Annotated in this window: 15 protein-coding genes and 1 pseudogene; 10 read left to right on the top strand and 6 right to left on the bottom strand. The window is 61.5% G+C overall.

The features are described from left to right. Positions 1-27 precede the first annotated feature (27 nt). Complete coding sequence (locus HMPREF2978_RS11690; RefSeq protein WP_070745672.1) at positions 28-876, bottom strand: hypothetical protein; 849 nt, start codon at positions 874-876, stop codon at positions 28-30. A 154-nt stretch (positions 877-1,030) separates the two neighbouring features. On the opposite strand from HMPREF2978_RS11690, the gene HMPREF2978_RS11685 reads away from it, so the two are divergent. Both HMPREF2978_RS11685 and zupT read left to right on the top strand, forming a co-directional pair. Continuing rightward, entirely contained in the window at positions 1,031-2,968 is a 1,938-nt protein-coding gene (locus HMPREF2978_RS11685) for a BCCT family transporter (RefSeq protein ID WP_070745670.1), read from the top strand. Between the two features lie 9 nt (positions 2,969-2,977). Further along, positions 2,978-3,774: pseudogene (gene zupT, locus HMPREF2978_RS11680) on the top strand (zinc transporter ZupT). Here the strand turns inward: zupT and HMPREF2978_RS11675 are convergent. From HMPREF2978_RS11675 to HMPREF2978_RS11665, 3 genes are read right to left on the bottom strand one after another with little or no spacing between them, the layout of a single operon-like run. After that, positions 3,767-4,687 (bottom strand): DUF808 domain-containing protein, encoded by a 921-nt coding sequence (locus HMPREF2978_RS11675; RefSeq protein ID WP_070745668.1) that lies wholly within the window; start codon positions 4,685-4,687, stop codon positions 3,767-3,769. The pseudogene zupT and the gene HMPREF2978_RS11675 sit on opposite strands and share 8 nt — an antisense overlap. Before the next feature lie 42 nt (positions 4,688-4,729). Continuing rightward, positions 4,730-5,266, bottom strand: a complete 537-nt coding sequence (locus HMPREF2978_RS11670) for a ribonuclease FAU-1 family protein (protein WP_070529033.1) — start codon at positions 5,264-5,266, stop codon at positions 4,730-4,732. After that, a complete protein-coding gene (locus tag HMPREF2978_RS11665) occupies positions 5,266-5,985 on the bottom strand; it encodes an Rv1157c family protein (RefSeq protein ID WP_070745667.1) in 720 nt (239 codons plus the stop codon). Before HMPREF2978_RS11665 ends, HMPREF2978_RS11670 begins: the two co-directional genes overlap by 1 nt. 272 nt (positions 5,986-6,257) lie before the next feature. Here HMPREF2978_RS11665 and typA point away from each other — a divergent pair, with 272 nt between their 5' ends. The 8 genes from typA to HMPREF2978_RS11625 all read left to right on the top strand — a co-directional run bounded on the left by typA (position 6,258) and on the right by HMPREF2978_RS11625 (position 14,030). Further along, complete coding sequence (gene typA / locus HMPREF2978_RS11660) at positions 6,258-8,168, top strand: translational GTPase TypA (protein ID WP_070529025.1); 1,911 nt, start codon at positions 6,258-6,260, stop codon at positions 8,166-8,168. Between the two features lie 71 nt (positions 8,169-8,239). Next, positions 8,240-9,841, top strand: a complete 1,602-nt coding sequence (locus tag HMPREF2978_RS11655; protein WP_070745665.1) for an ABC transporter family substrate-binding protein — start codon at positions 8,240-8,242, stop codon at positions 9,839-9,841. Next, a complete protein-coding gene (locus tag HMPREF2978_RS11650) occupies positions 9,834-10,700 on the top strand; it encodes a PIG-L family deacetylase (protein WP_070745663.1) in 867 nt (288 codons plus the stop codon). Before HMPREF2978_RS11655 ends, HMPREF2978_RS11650 begins: the two co-directional genes overlap by 8 nt. Further along, positions 10,697-11,089 carry a hypothetical protein gene (locus HMPREF2978_RS11645; protein ID WP_070745661.1) on the top strand — a complete coding sequence of 131 codons (393 nt, stop codon included), beginning with the start codon at positions 10,697-10,699 and terminating at the stop codon, positions 11,087-11,089. The genes HMPREF2978_RS11650 and HMPREF2978_RS11645 overlap by 4 nt, the downstream gene beginning before the upstream one ends. 50 nt (positions 11,090-11,139) lie before the next feature. Continuing rightward, entirely contained in the window at positions 11,140-11,463 is a 324-nt protein-coding gene (fdxA, locus tag HMPREF2978_RS11640) for a ferredoxin (protein WP_005327491.1), read from the top strand. Between the two features lie 3 nt (positions 11,464-11,466). Beyond that, positions 11,467-12,552, top strand: a complete 1,086-nt coding sequence (dapC, locus tag HMPREF2978_RS11635) for a succinyldiaminopimelate transaminase (protein WP_070529002.1) — start codon at positions 11,467-11,469, stop codon at positions 12,550-12,552. Positions 12,553-12,600: 48 nt separating this feature from the next. After that, complete coding sequence (locus tag HMPREF2978_RS11630) at positions 12,601-13,359, top strand: pseudouridine synthase (protein WP_210398349.1); 759 nt, start codon at positions 12,601-12,603, stop codon at positions 13,357-13,359. Between the two features lie 107 nt (positions 13,360-13,466). Continuing rightward, entirely contained in the window at positions 13,467-14,030 is a 564-nt protein-coding gene (locus tag HMPREF2978_RS11625) for a GtrA family protein (protein WP_070528995.1), read from the top strand. A 197-nt stretch (positions 14,031-14,227) separates the two neighbouring features. Here the strand turns inward: HMPREF2978_RS11625 and HMPREF2978_RS11620 are convergent, their stop codons facing one another. Both HMPREF2978_RS11620 and HMPREF2978_RS13370 read right to left on the bottom strand, forming a co-directional pair. Beyond that, the gene (locus HMPREF2978_RS11620; RefSeq protein ID WP_070745657.1) at positions 14,228-14,710 is read right to left on the bottom strand and encodes a hypothetical protein; all 483 of its coding nucleotides are present in this window, start codon (positions 14,708-14,710) and stop codon (positions 14,228-14,230) included. Continuing rightward, on the bottom strand, positions 14,703-14,912 hold the full coding sequence (locus tag HMPREF2978_RS13370) for a helix-turn-helix transcriptional regulator (protein WP_070528987.1): 210 nt from the start codon (positions 14,910-14,912) through the stop codon (positions 14,703-14,705). Before HMPREF2978_RS13370 ends, HMPREF2978_RS11620 begins: the two co-directional genes overlap by 8 nt. Positions 14,913-14,964 lie beyond the last annotated feature (52 nt).

The raw sequence follows: 14,964 nt of genomic DNA, 5'->3' as shown, positions 1-14,964 counted from the left end.
ATTTCGGAGAAATCCCAGGTCAGTGTATTAGGTTAAGCGCATAAGGTGCCAGTTAAAGGTGTCTTTGGGGGACGCGAAGGCGCGTGGACCGGCCGGCAGCGGTGAGGCAAGGGGATCGGCCGGGGCAGTGAACTCCCAATCGGCATTGGGGTTGAGCACTGGCGGGATAGCAGGCTTGTTCGGGTCGATCGGCAACGGCGGGACTGCGGGGGCGAAGAGCTCGGCGGGGTCTATCGGAAGGTCCACTGCGATGCGGCCCGCGGCAGCATAAGCACGGGCGGCAAGGGAGGCACCGGATTGGGTGGCGGCCGCGAACGCGGCGGCCAGCGCTGGGGCATCGGAGAGCCCCGCGCACGGACCGAGGACGAGGTTGTCGTGGGTGGCGAGGACGGTGTCGTCGAGAAGCACGAGCGTCACGAAGAACTGTTCCGTGCCCATCGTGCGGAGCTGATATGCGGTGAGCTCGCCTTCCGCGACGCGAACAAGCGCGCCCTGTCCGCCGTTGAGCAGCGCGGTACCCGCCGGTTGGTTGTTGGCGGGAACCATCCACGGGTCGAGCCCCAAGGCGAGGGCGATCTCCACCTCACCGTCGACAATGTCGACGGTGGCATGCGTCGCCGGGTTCATCGCCGCCGTGCGCAGTCGATTCAGGGCGGGATACTCTGCGGACTCCTCGCCATCGAGTGAACCCAAGAAACCGAAAGCTGAATGTACGCGCCAGCCCCCGGTGGTGGGGTCGGGGAGCAAGGAAACGTCGACGAGCGCAGGCTCCTGCGCCAACCCAGGGATGCTCAACGCGGTGGAGAAGTTCACGTGCTCAAGAACCGCGACGTGCTCGACACCAAAATAAGAAGGAGCTAGCGGATACAGCGCCATAGTTGCGTCAGTCACCTCGTGGGTCAGATGGGAATCGACGGACTTGTCTCAAGCTTACGCAGGAGCCGGATCTCCGATACGGTCGATAGAAGACTTAAACAACAACATATCGAATAAGGAGTGAAGACCCATCACGGCTGATTCTCGTAGTTCGGTGAACAATACCGATCAGAGCAAGAAGCGTACGCGCGAGGCTAAGCGGATTCTTAAAGATATTATCTATCCGCACAACATCCATCCCGCCTTGGTTCCGGGCGTGTCCATCGAAGACCAAAAGGTGAAGTATGGGGTGGACAAACCCATTTTGATCGTCGTGGGCGGACTCATTGTGGCATTCGTTGCCTGGGGCGTCATCGCGCCCGAGCAGGTTTTCACTGCCTCCTCCGCGGCCTTGGATTGGGTCATGCGCAACCTGGGATGGATCTTTACCACGCTGGCAACATTCCTTATGTTCTTGCTCCTCATCCTCGCTTTTTCCAAATACGGAAAAATTCCCTTGGGCGTGGATGGAGAGAAGCCGGAGTTCTCTACTGTGAGCTGGGCAGCGATGCTCTTTGGAGCCGGCATCGGCATCGGAATTATCTTCTTCGGCCCCTTTGAGCCGCTGAGCTACTACCTGTCACCCCGGCCCGGCGCTTATGAGGCCGCCAGCGATGAAGCCGTCATGGGTGCGATGGCTCAAGCAGCGATGCACTGGGGAATCAATGCGTGGGCAATCTATGCCATCGTCGGACTGTGTGTGGCCTACGTGTCCTACCGCCGCGGGCGAGTGCCGTTGATGAGTTCTATCCTCATGCCGCTTTTTGGCAACCGCGAGACGGACTCCATGCCCGCGCGCATCATCGACGGGCTAGCAATCATCGCCACACTTTTTGGCACCGCGGCAACGCTCGGTATTGGAGCTTTGCAGATCAGTCGCGGCGTGGAAATCGTCAGCGGCTGGTCAACCACGGGCAACACGGCGGCGCTGGTCATCATCATAGTGCTGTCCATCGGCACGATCTTCTCCGCGGTCTCGGGTGTATCGAAAGGAATCCGCTGGCTATCCAACATCAACCTTGTCTTGGCGCTCGGGCTCGCGGTCTTCTTCTTTGTCGTGGGGCCCACCGCCTTCCTGGCCAACATGCTGCCCGCCGTCATCATTGAGTACCTCGATGAGATGCCGAGCATGCTCTCCGCCAACATGGGACAAGGCGAAGAGATGGTGTCGTTCCTGTCCTCGTGGACCACGTTCTACTGGGCCTGGTGGGTGTCCTGGGCGCCCTTCGTTGGCGTGTTCGTGGCCAAGATCTCGCGCGGGCGTACCATCCGCCAGTACATTGTGGGCGTCTTGCTTATTCCTTCCGCCATCATCGTGTGTGCTTTCACCATCCTGGGCGGAACGACAATCTGGCTGCAGCGTCGCGACGGAGATATTGCTCCCGATGGGACGATTGATTCCATGCCGCCTGCAGAAGATATCTTCTTCACCGTTCTGGATCACCTGCCGGGGTCGCAGATCATGGCGCCGCTCGTGCTCGTCATGCTCATCGTCTTCTTCATCACCACGGCGGATTCCGCGTCCATCGTGAATTCACAGCTCACGCAACGCGGCAACCCTAAGCCGAAGCCCGGGGTCACCATCTTCTGGGTCATGTGTATGGCGGGAATCGCCGTAGTGATTCTTCTCGCGGGCGGCCGCAATGCCCTGCAAGGCCTGCAGAACCTTATTACCGTGACGGCTCTGCCTTTCGCGGTCATCATTGTGCTCATGTGCATCGCGCTGATTCGAGAATTGCGGCACGACCCCGCGGCCATCCGTACCTTTTACGAGGATCAGGCAATTTCCAACGCCGTCATCCATGGCGTGCGCGAGCACGGCGATAACTTCGCGCTAACCATTGAGCCGACTGCGGTTGACTCCGATTACGCCACCGGTGCGGAGTTCGATTCCACCGCAGCGGAAGTCACCGAATGGTACGCACGCACGGATGAAGAAGGCCACGCGGTGGGCTATGACTATGAAACCGGCGAATACACTGACGATGATCCAACCGTGAAGGATGGCGAGTCACTGGTGCTACCCCCAGAGGAGAACTCCGACAAGCTATAGTTTCCCACTATGGACTTAGCCACCATTGCCTTCGCTTTCAGCCTCGTGCTGCTGTCTGGCTTGTCGACGTCTATCGGTGGCGCCCTAGCCGTCGGCAAGCGCGAGCCCGGCCCGAAGTTCATGGCGGCTGCCCTGGGTTTGTCCGCGGGCGTGATGCTCTACGTCTCCTTCATGGAAATCCTGCCGGAGGCCCTGAAGAAGCTAGAGAGCACTCTCGGGGACGAGGCGCGCGCCACCTGGACGATGATGGGGGCCTTCTTCGCGGGCATTGCGATTATCGCCATCATTGACCGCCTCGTGCCGGAGGAGATCAACCCGCACGAGCCGGCCACCACTGAGGAAGAAGCACGCCGCAAGAGGCTGATGAAGACCGGCATGTTCACTGCCTTCGCGCTGGCCATCCACAATTTCCCCGAGGGCTTCGCCACGTTCCTCTCGGGCCTGGAAGCCCCAGAGATTGCTATTCCCGTTGCCGTAGCTATTGCCATCCACAACACCCCGAGGGCATTGCGGTGGCGGTACCCCTGCGCAGCGCAACGGGGTCACGCAAGAAAGCCTTCTGGTGGGCCACGCTATCGGGCTTGGCCGAGCCCCTCGGCGCTCTCATCGGCTTCGCGCTGCTGATGCCGTTTATCGGGCCGATGACTTTCGGCATCAGCTTCGCCGTCATCGCCGGCATCATGGTGTTCATCTCCCTCGATGAGCTCTTGCCCACGGCGGAGGAGACCGGCGAACACCACTGTGCCATCTACGGCCTTATCGCCGGTATGGCGGTCATGGCAGTGTCGCTCGCGATGTTTATTTAACGCGCTCCGCGGTGGCCTTGACCGCCATGATGATGGTGACGATAACGGCGCCCAAAATAAAGCCGCACAACATGGACAAACCGGTGTCCGCCAACCAGGCGAGGACGCCGTTGTTGATGCTCTCGGTCACGTGGTGGATAAAGCCATAAGGCTGCTCGGCGCCGAATTCGCTCAGGCCCTTGACCACGATGTGGCCGCCGACCCACAGCATGGCGGCGGTACCGATGATGCCGATGATATTGAGCACAATGGGCATGCCCTTCACCAACGCGGTGCCCAGGGCAGAGTCACCATCGTGGCGCTTGAGCAGGGCCACGCCGATGTCATCCATTTTGACTAGCAGTCCAACGGCGCCGTAGACGCCCAAGGTGAGGAGGACACCAACGGTGACCAAGGCGCCCAGGCGCAGCCAGAATGGTTGGTCGATGACCTCGTTAAGGGAAATCACCATAATTTCGGCTGAGAGGATAAGGTCCGTGGTGATAGCGGACTTGACCAGGGAGTCCTCGGCATCGGGGCCCTTTTCTTCCACGGTCTGTTCGTCCTTCTCACCGCGGTGGAGGACAGCATGGAAGATCTTCTCTGCGCCCTCGAAGCACAGGTAAGCACCACCGCACATGAGGATGGGGGTGAGCGCCCAGGGCGCGATCCACGACAGGATGAGCGCGATCGGCAGGATGATGACGAGCTTGTTGATCAGCGAGCCCTTGGTGATACGCCAAATCATCGGCAGCTCACGCTGCGGCTTGACGCCCTGGACATATTGGGGCGTGACGGCGGCATCATCGACAACGACTCCGGCGGCTTTCACCGAAGTCTTTCCGGCCAAAGCTGCCACGTCGTCGACGCTGGAGGCAGCGGAGCGGGCGATCAGGGCGACGTCGTCAAGCAGGGCATAGAGGCCACCGGCCATGGCTCACATCCTTTAAGATAGGGGAGAAGTACTCACCCTAGGTTACTCGGCAGGAACGAGCTCCACATTTTCTGCCCAAGTAAGGTCCATGCCCAGCGTACGCAGCCAATTCATGGCGTCATCGCCGTAGCGCGTAATGCCTTCGACGGCGGTCAGGGTTCGCTCCATGGCGCGCTCAGCTTCCTCGGCACTGATGAGGCCGTTGGAGGTGGCGGCGGCTAGCTCGTCGATGTCGAGTACATCGACCGGCTCGCCGGAGGTGGAGACCAAGTCGACGTAGAGATCGCGGGTGGTCCACACGTCCCCGTCAATGTCGATATCGGCAACGTCGATGTAGAAGTCCTGGTGCACATCCACACCCTCGCGGAAGTGGAAGATGTTGGCGCGCAGGCCAAGGTCCGGCAGCAGCCAAGACTCGAGGTAGCCGAAGCGCGGGTGGTTAGCACCGCGGGCCATGTAGAGGCCAAAGTCGGTGACCCGGTAGGTGTCTACCTCGCGCTGGAAACCTTTCGGGTCGACATTGATGTTGTCGGCGGTATTGAAGGTCTCTTGCTTGACTGGGTGCAGGTCAGTGCTCATTAGTTCACCTCGAGGTAAGCCGCGGTAGGTGGGAAGGAACACGAGGATTCAGCAGTGTTGACCGCACCAGAGAGGACCGCCACGACGGTGCCCTTGCCAGTCGTTGCACGGCCCGAGACCGTGGTGGGTCCATCGGTGTTGATGCCGTTGTTGAACAGGGGAGTGGTGCCGAACTGGAAGGTGTCCAAGTTGAACCACTGGACGTGCATGGCGCCCTGCTCTTCAGCGGCGGTCGGGGTACCCAGCGCGGTGAAGAGGAAGACGGTTTCGCCTTCGCCTGCACCTGGGGCCGGCATGTCGGTCGGGCCGGGCACGGCGATAGCGGAGCCAACCGAATCGCCCTGCCCGCCGATGCACTGCGCGGAGACCGTGGGCCAGTAGAACTGGCGGAAGCCGGGGTTATTTCCTTCCGGCATGGCTACGCCGCCCTCGCCGCCTTCACCGGCGGTGAAATTAAGTGCGGTGAGGATGGCGCTGCGGGCCTCCTGCGGGATCCATGGCTGTGCCGCGAAAGCGCGAACACGCTCCTGTGTCTCCGGGGTGGGACGGCCGAGGCTGTCCAGCGGGCTACTGCTCTGTGGGATGTTCACCAGCGAGGAGAGGTCGGGGGCGCCGGCATGCGCGGGCGTGATGCTGAGTAGGCCCATCATCACGGCAGCAGTAAGTCCGGCGACGCCACGACGGGCGGAGCGGGAAGAGTGCTGTTCGGAAAAGGCCATGGAAAATCCTTGTGTGTGGGTGGGGGACGTGACGGCAGAAACTAATTCACATGCGCCACAATAGTATCTGCTGCCACAATATTCACTTTTTTGATGTAGTCAACTCTAAACAGAGGTCTACTGTGCGGTATGTCGGCTGTTGATACCATTCTGTTACATCCCGCAGCGCTCTGCGGGATGGTACGCGCGATGCTGCACATGAAAGGGCTAGAGAGTATATTTAAGGGCCGTTCATACCGCTAACGCATCATGCTTTAAGGAGCACCCCACACGTGAGTAATACTGAGTTCCGTAACGTAGCCATCGTCGCGCACGTTGACCACGGTAAAACCACCCTCGTCAACGGCATGCTGGAGCAGTCCGGCGCTTTCGGCGACCATGGCGAACACTCGGATCGCGTCATGGACTCCAACGATCAGGAGCGCGAGCGCGGCATCACCATTCTGGCGAAAAATACCGCCATCCACCGCAAGGGCCTGGGTAAGGACGGCGGGGATCTCATCATCAACGTCATCGACACCCCGGGCCACGCCGACTTCGGTGGCGAGGTCGAGCGCGGTATCTCGATGGTTGACGGCGTTGTGCTGCTTGTCGACGCCTCCGAAGGCCCCCTCCCGCAGACCCGCTTCGTGCTCACCAAGGCTCTGGAGGCGAAGCTGCCGGTCATCATTTGCGTGAATAAGACCGACCGCCCCGACGCCCGCATCGATGAGGTCGTCACCGAGGCCCAGGACCTGCTTCTGGAAATCGCTGCCGGCTTGGAGGATGAGGAAGCAGCCGCTGCCGCCGAGGAGCTCTTGGATCTGCCGGTTCTCTACGCTTCCGGCCGCGAGGGCAAGGCCTCCACGGAGAACCCGGGCAACGGTAATGTCCCGAACGCCGATGACCTGCAGGCGCTTTTTGACGTCATCTATGACGTCCTCCCCGAGCCCTCCGCCAAGGTCGACGCTCCTCTGCAGGCGCACGTGACCAACCTCGACTCCGATGACTTCCTCGGCCGTATCGCTCTGCTGCGCATCTACTCCGGCACCATCAAGAAGGGCCAGCAGGTGGCCTGGATGCACTATGACGAGGAAGGGGAGATGCACACCAAGACCGTCAAGGTGGCGGAGCTCCTGCGCACCGTCGGCTTCCAGCGTCAGCCGGATACCGAGGCTATCGCCGGTGACATCGTTGCCATCTCCGGTATCTCCGACATCATGATTGGTGACACCATCGCGGACGTCGAGCACCCAGAGCCGCTGCCGCGCATCAAGGTCGATGAGCCAGCCATCTCCATGACCATTGGTGTCAACACCTCCCCGATGGCAGGCCAGGGCGGCGGCGATAAGCTCACCGCCCGCATGGTCAAGGCCCGCCTGGACCAGGAGCTCATCGGTAACGTCTCCATCAAGGTGCTGCCGACTGAGCGCCCGGATGCTTGGGAGGTTCAGGGCCGCGGCGAGATGGCCCTGTCTGTGCTCATTGAGAACATGCGCCGCGAGGGCTTCGAGTTGACCGTCGGCAAGCCGCAGGTGGTTACCCAGGTCATCGATGGCAAGACCATGGAGCCCTACGAGATGCTCACCATCGATTCCCCGTCTGAGCACCAGGGTGCCATCACCCAGCTGCTGGCCACCCGCAAGGGCCAAATGCAGTCCATGGACGTCCGCGAGGGCGACTGGGTCCGCATGGTCTTCCGCATCCCGGCCCGCGGCCTCATCGGTTTCCGTACCCAGTTCCTGACGGAGACCCGCGGCTCCGGCATCGCGAACTCCATCTCCGACGGCCTCGACGTCTGGGCCGGCGACATCAAGGCTCGCCCGACCGGCTCGCTCGTGGCCGACCGTTCCGGCCAGATCACCGCCTACGCTCTGCAGCAGCTGGCGGACCGCGGTGACTTCTTCGTGGAACCGGGCATGGAGGCCTACGAGGGCATGGTTGTCGGCGCCAACAACCGTGATGAGGATATGGATATCAACATCACCAAGGAAAAGAAGCTGACCAACATGCGCTCCGCCACCGCGGATGCCACCGTGACCTTGGCCAAGGCCAAGACCCTGTCCCTCGATGAGGCGCTGGAGTTCTGTGGCACCGACGAGTGCGTCGAGGTCGGCCCGAAGGTCCTGCGCGTGCGCAAGGTTGAGCTTTCTGCCACCGATCGCAAGCGCGCGGCCGCACGCGCTAAGCAGCTCAACAAGTAGCTCGCTAAGCGGCGCCCCTCGCGCCGCTACAGTGGTGGGGAAAGTTTTTTAGAACGTAAAGGTTGTGTGGAGTGAACCGTTTCCTGCCCCGGCTCAGCGTTATCCTCGCAGCCGCTCTGCTGACGGCCTGCCAGGCTAACCCTGGCCCGCCGCCGGTGGTGGACGAGGATGATCGCAGCGCCACTCCAACGAATTCCAGCACGACGTCCCCGCCACCTGAAGCAGCACCCGAAGAAGACCTTCTGCCGAAGCGCAGCACCGTGTCCATCGGGGTCGACCCGCTGCGCGGCGGGCTCAATCCGCACCTGGTGGCAAACAATTCCGAGCTGGTTAACCAGATTGCGGAGCTAGTGCTGCCCTCTGCGTTCCACGGCACCGAGATGGACACGGATGTCCTGGAATCTGCCGAGGAGATCGAAGCCCCCGAAGGCGTTGCGATGCGTGTGCGCTATACCATCGCCGCGCCAGCCCAATGGTCTGATGGCACGCCGATCAGCGGTTCCGACTTTAACTATTTGTGGTCCCAGATAATGCGCACCCCGGGGACTAAGAATATTTCTGGCTATCGGGCGATCTCGGCTGTGCGGACCTCCGGCAATGGGCGGGTGGTGACCGTGGACTTCGACCACCGCGTCGAAGGCTGGCACAAACTTTTTGCCCATCTGATGCCCTCCCACCTTCTAGAAGACAGGGATTTCGCTTCAGTGCTGGCCGACGGGATCCCCGCCTCCGCTGGGCGCTACCTCGTGGAAAGCATGGACCGCGGGCGAGGAATCATCACTCTCAACCGCAATGACCGCTTCTGGGGAGAGGATCCCGCGAATATTGACGTCATCCAGCTGCGCGCGGTTCGCGATACCGCGCAGGCGGTGAATATGCTGCGCTCGCGCCAGATCGGTTTTGCTGATTTCACCCCGCAACAGACCACCCTGGAGAACTTGAGCCTGCTCAGCAATGTCAATACCGGTGTGGTGACACGGCAACGCCAGCTCCGCTTGGAAATGTCTGCCGCGGAGGGCGCTCTCAACGACCAGCCCCAGCGCCGTGCGTTAGCCTCGCTTCTGGATACCGACCAGATAGCCCGCTTGGCCACCGGCCGCGCCTCGGAGCTGGAGCCCGGACACAATCCCTTCGACAGCAACTCGGAGCTTGCCCCGCTGCGGGAGCGGGCAGGACGCAAGCCCGTGCGCATCGGTGTGGATCCCCAGAACCCTACTGCCTTGGCTGCAGCCACCACCATCGTGGACGTGCTGCAGGCCAAGGCCATCGACGCGGAGGTCGTCACCGAACGCCTGACCACCATTACCTCCGACCTGCTTCCGGCGGGCAAGGTGGATGCCGTGGTGGCGTGGGATGAGAACGGAAACGACGCGATGAGCTTGGCCAATTACTTCGTGTGCGCAACGCCGACGCGCCCAGCGGCAACGCTGTCGGGATTCTGCCCAGACAATTCCGCGGAAACCGCCCTTGGCATCCTCTCCGGTGAGCTGGATTCCGAGGCCGCCGAAGAACGGGTAGGGCACCTTAACAGGGAAGAAGTGCTCTTCGTCCCGCTGCTCAATGAGGTGCGAGTCCATGCTTTGGGCAAGGGTATTGTTGGCCCCGGACAAAGCATTAAGGACTGGGATTCCGGTCTGATTAGCGCACCGCAGTGGAGGAAAGACGATGATTAAGGATCTCACGGGCTACCGCGTCGTGGCTGTTCACGCTCACCCGGATGATGAGGTGCTCTTTACCGGTGGCACGCTGGCGGATTTGTCCGCGCGCGGTGCTGAGGTCACCGTGATTACCGCGACGCTGGGAGAGGAGGGCGAAATCATCGGTGAGCCCTACCAAGGCCTCGCGGAAACAGATCAGCTGGGAGGGTTCCGCGCCTGGGAACTCAAGCACGCGCTCGATGCTTTAGGAATCGAGGGCATCCAGCTGGGCGGTTTTGGGCACTTCCGTGATTCCGGGATGGAAGGCTCGCCTGCTCATGAGAATCCGCGGGCCCTGGTCAACCGTGTGGATGAGGCCGCAGATTTGTTGCGCGGCCACCTAGAACAGCTGCGTCCCCACGCGGTGCTGGCCTATGGACCGGACGGCGGCTACGGGCACCCCGACCACATCGCGGTGCACAAGGCCGTGCATGCGGCTGCCGAGCCGGAGCAGCGTATCTGGTGGGCGGTCTTTGAGCGTGCCGCGCACTATCGCGGCCTCGAGGCTGTCATGCCTCCGGAGGGCTGGAGCTTGCCGGATAAGGCGTACTTGGACAACTTCACCAACGCCGGCTGCGATGTGACCTACGAGCTCAGCGACGCGGCACTTGCTGCCAAGCGCGCCGCGATGCTGGCCCACGCCACGCAGATCTGGCTTGCCGACGGCTCCCTCACCACCGTCAACCCCCACGCCGCCCAAGCGGGACTCACGGAACCCGCGCGAGTTCCCGCCGCCTATGCCTTGTCCAACCTGCTCACCATGCCGCTGCTGCGCCAGGAGTTCTACCAGCTTGGCCAGGGGGAGCCGCAGGAAACATTGCTGGGGGAGAAATGACCGAGCGCGCCATTCGCACTGATTTCTCCCGTGGCGAGCAAATAGGTGGCCTGGTGTGGCTCGTCTTAGGCGCACTCTGCTCATTGACACTCGAGGTGGTCTATCTCACCGCGCGCCTGCCGTGGCCCGGCGAATCCGGGATGGCCTTTCCCATCACCATCCTCATCGCCTTCTGGTTCAACGGGGTGTTGACCCGCACAGCGCGTCTGTGGAGTGAGAATCCCTACATCGCAGGTACGCCAGGGCTGGCCTGGGTGGGAGGATTTCTCGCGTTCATGCTGGGAGCCGCCATGGGGGATAGCAGCCTGCTGGCCAATAATATTCTCAGCCTGCTGCTGTTCGCCGCGGGAATCGCGGGTAGCGTTTGGCCATTTTTCGCCTCGGAGTAGCATACTGTTAGTCGTAGAAAACCCGTGACACACAGGAGTTTAAACACCTTATGACTTACACCATCGCGCAGCCTTGCGTCGACGTGATGGACCGCGGCTGCGTTGAAGAGTGCCCGGTCGACTGCATCTACGAGGGCAAGCGCATGCTCTACATCCACCCGGACGAGTGCGTGGACTGCGGCGCCTGTGAGCCGGCGTGCCCGGTGGAGGCCATCTTCTACGAAGATGATGTCCCGGATGAATGGTTGGATTACAACGACGCCAACGCTGCCTTCTTCGATGATCTCGGCTCCCCGGGTGGCGCAGCAGCTCTCGGCCCGCAGGACTTTGACGTCCCGATGATTGCTGCACTCCCGCCTCAGAACCAGGAGTAGACCATGAGCCGCACGCCGCTTGGACACACACTCCCGGATTTTCCGTGGAACTCGCTTGCTGACGCCAAGAAGAAAGCACAGGCGCACCCGGACGGGATCGTTGACCTATCGGTGGGCAACCCCGTCGATCCGGTTGCCCCTGGCGTGCAGCTAGCGCTGTCCGCAGCGGCCGAGGCTCCCGGTTACCCGCAGACTCAGGGCACCCCGGAGTTGCGTGAGGCCATCGCGAAGGCGCTTGAGCGCCGTTACAACATGAACGTGGACGCGGTGCTGCCGGTCATCGGCACCAAGGAGGCCATCGCCTGGCTGCCCACTTTGCTGGGCATGCGCGGGGAAACCGTGGCTTTCCCGACGGTTGCTTATCCCACCTATGAAGTCGGTGCGCTCCTGGCCGGTGCCAAGCCCTTGCGCGCCGACGAGGATTTCCAGGATGCCTCGCTGGTGTTCATCAACTCGCCGTCGAATCCGACGGGCCGGGTGCTGGGCGTCGAGAAGCTGCGTGAGATCGTCGCCTGGGCGCGCGAGAATAACGCCATCGTGGCCTCGGATGAGTGCTACATGGGCTTGGGCTGGGATGATGAGAACCTGCCGGTGTCCATTCTGGATCCGCGCGTGACCGATGGCGACAGCACCGGGCTCATCGCCATGCATTCGCTCTCCAAGAGTGCGAACATGGCCTCCTACCGCGCCGGTTTCTTCGCGGGCGATGCCCAGCTCATCGCGGAGCTGCTGGAGCTACGCAAGCACGCAGGGCTCATCGTTCCAGGCCCCATTCAGGCGGCCATGGTCGCCGCGCTTGACGACGACCCCTCCGAAGCCCTCCAGCGCCAACGCTACGCCGCGCGCCGTGTGGATCTCATGCGGGCGCTGACTGGCGCGGGCTTTAGGATCGAGCACTCCGAGGCTGGGCTCTACCTGTGGGCAACGCGCGGTGAGAACTGCCGCGAGACCGTTGACTGGCTGGCCGAGCGTGGCATCCTCGTTGCCCCCGGTGATTTCTATGGCCCGGCGGGCGAGCAGTTCGTGCGCATTGGCCTCAACGGTACGGACGAGCGCATCGCGGCGGCGGTGGCGCGCTTGGCTGAGTAAGTGGCCTTTCGCCCGCCGGCGCGGGAGGGGATTAGCCCGCGTAAGGTGATGCTCACTGGCATCGTGCCCGCCTCACCTACCTATTGGGCAGGTGAGGCGGGCGATTCCGCGTTTTCGCCCGGTACTCGCTTAGAACCGGGCACTGTGCTTCCCGGCCCAACGCTGGCATGGTATCACCCTTCGGTGCCGTCCGAAGAGCCTATTCCCTTTGACTATCGGGTGGTGTATGAGGATGGGGACCTGATAGTCGTCGATAAGCCGCATTTCTTGCCCACGACGTCGAATGGGCGCATCGTCCGCGAGACCCTGCAGACGCGGCTGCGCGTGGATTACGGGGAGGACTCCATCGTGCCGCTGCACAGGCTGGACCGGTTGACGTCGGGCCTGGTGCTGTGCTCGCGCAACCCCCGCACGCGCGCTGCGTATCAGCAACTCTTTCAGGAGCGTGCGGTGGTGAAGCACTACCGGGCTCAGGTGGTCGTGCCCTTCTCCTTCGACGGCACGGTGCGGCTGGGCATGCGACGGGTGCGTGGTGAGCGTCAGGTCCGCGTGGATCCTTCCGGCACGCCTACGGTGACTCGGGTGCGCGCTCGGGGGGCGGTCGCCGATGTCTGGCCACTGACCGGCCATACCCACCAGATTCGCGTGGTGCTCAACCACCTGGGACATCCGATTGTGGGGGATGATACTTATCCCGTGGATCGAGGCTTGGATCTTTATGATTTCTCCACGCCGCTGCTGCTTTCCCATGTCGCTTTGAGTTTTAGCGATCCAGTTGCCGGCCGCAAACGGGAGTTTCAGCTGTGAGATTGGGCGCTATTGCGGTGTGCGTTTTAGTTTGCGCTGAATGAGGGACTAAACTCAAACGAAGTTTTATTCATTATAATTGAGCATTTTGTACGAAGGGCGTGTCCATGGCGGATCTGAGCTTTGCTCGCTTTGCCTCGAATTTTGGCCAGTTCATTAAGTTCGGTCTGGTTGGCGGTTCGGGCGCGTTGGTCAATATTGCAGTTTCAATCCTGGCCGCAAAGTGTGGATTGTCCTGGTTCGGCGCTACGCCGCATGACGCGATGTTCAACCTCTTCGGCACCCAGTTTCACGTGCGCTGGTTCATGCTTTTTTCCACCATCGCCTTCCTCGTTGCGAATACGTGGAATTACCAGCTCAACCGCATGTGGACTTTTAAATCCGTTAGCAAAGTCTCGTGGTTGCGGGGTTTCTTCCCGTTCCTCATTACGGGCATTGGCGCGTATTTGGTGACCCTCGCGGTGCAGTACCTGCTGATGAATCCGACCTCGCCGCTGCAGCTGCCGCCCGATATTTTCGATGACTCGACGGGCTTCCGCACGATGTATTACTGGGCCAATGCCATTTCGATCGTGGTGGCGATGCCGATCAACTTCATCTTCAACAAGCTGTGGACCTTCCGTTCGACGCCCAAGGCGCCGGTCGTGGTCCATGAGACCGAGCCGGCCTAATATCGGACCTTCGCCCCGCCCCTCCCTTCGCGCTCACCAGCGTCGACCGGTGGGGTCTTTTCGCTGATGCGGTGAGCGCGAAGGGAGAGCGTCGACAAGCCCTGCACCCTTCGCGCTCACTGGCGCCCGCAAACAGCAAAGCCCGCCGTCCGCGGTGAGCGCGAAGGGCGGGGGGATGCGACGGAAGGGAGAGCTGCCTAGTCGTCGAGTTCGGCGTCCAGGCGCTCTTGGTCGCGGCGGTGCTGAAGGCGGCGGATGAATGGGGCGAGGACTAGGACAGTGATAGCGCCAACTGCGGTGCCGGCTAGATAGGCGGTGGGGTTGTGGCCGTCGGCTGGCGCATAGGCGTTATAAGCGACTCCCGTGAAAATCGCAATTACCGGTATGAAGTAAACGGCCATTGCAGCCCAGTTGCGGCCAGCAAGTGGGGTAGCGACGCGTTTGCGTAGCCATGCTGTGCCGATGGCATTGCCGATGACAGACGGCGCGATGGCGAGGAAGCAGAGCATGCTCATTTGACCAGGAAGGACCCAGGCAAGGATGGCTGCTGCGACGAGTTCGAGGAACATCGTCGGGGAAGCACTGATGGCGAGGGCCTTGTAGCAAGTTTCGCGTTCGAATTCGTCGTGGGAGGCGCGATCAATTTCGCGGAGCGTGTAGTTGGCAATGGCGTTAATCATGTTGTTCATCTCCAAAGATTTCTTCGACGGGCTTTCCTAGTTCACGGCAAATATCGAGAGCTAGGTACACAGATGGGGAGTAGTTGCCGCGCTCGATATTGGCAATTGTTTGGCGGGACACGCCCGCCCGTTCAGCGAGGTCAGCTTGAGACATCTCGAGCCACCGACGCCATTTGCGGACCATATTCTGGTGCTCGGCCATGTGGTCTCCTTTACGGTGTGTCGTTCTTACATGCCTGAGTGTAAAGAAAACT

Origin of the sequence: Corynebacterium sp. HMSC074C01 (assembly GCF_001814605.1) — a bacterium.
Classification (GTDB): domain Bacteria; phylum Actinomycetota; class Actinomycetes; order Mycobacteriales; family Mycobacteriaceae; genus Corynebacterium.
This window is presented reverse-complemented; position numbering and strand designations above follow the sequence as displayed.